Source organism: Paraburkholderia sp. BR10954 (assembly GCF_040965775.1).
Taxonomy (GTDB): Bacteria; Pseudomonadota; Gammaproteobacteria; order Burkholderiales; family Burkholderiaceae; genus Paraburkholderia; species Paraburkholderia youngii.
This window is the reverse complement of the sequence record NZ_JBFRCK010000215.1, coordinates 1-543: the sequence shown is the minus strand read 5'-3', so window position 1 is coordinate 543 and position 543 is coordinate 1. Positions and strand designations below refer to the sequence as shown.

General features: G+C 67.4%; 1 pseudogene. It reads left to right on the top strand.

What is annotated here, in order from left to right:
* Positions 1-543, top strand: a pseudogene (locus AB4Y34_RS41945) (adhesin); the annotation flags it as partial.

The window sequence follows — 543 nt, the reverse complement described above, 5'->3', positions numbered from 1 at the left end:
CGAATGTGGCGGAAGGCGTGAACCCGGGCGATGCGGTGAACATGGCGCAGCTGACCGAGACCAACACCAACGTGACGAACCTGGGCGACCAGGTGACCAACCTCGGTGACCAGGTGTCGAGCATCGGTGATCAGGTGACGAACGTGTACGAGAACGGTACGAAGTACTTCCACGCGAACTCGACGGGAGCGGATTCGTCGGCGCTGGGTGAGGACTCGGTGGCGATCGGTATGGGCGCGGTGTCGAACAACGCGGGTGACGTGGCGCTGGGCGCAGGCTCGGTGACGGCCGCGGCAGTGGGCACGGCTGGGGCGACCATCGGCGGGACGGATTACGCGTTCGCCGGAGCGAACCCGACGAGCACGGTGAGCGTGGGCAGCGTGGGTAACGAGCGCACGATCACGAACGTTGCCGCGGGTCGCCTGAGCGCGACGAGCACGGACGCGGTGAACGGCTCGCAGCTGTACGCCACGAACCAGCAGGTGGACCAGCTGAGCGAGGACATCCGTAATGGTGCCGGCGGCGGGACGGACGCGCTCGCGG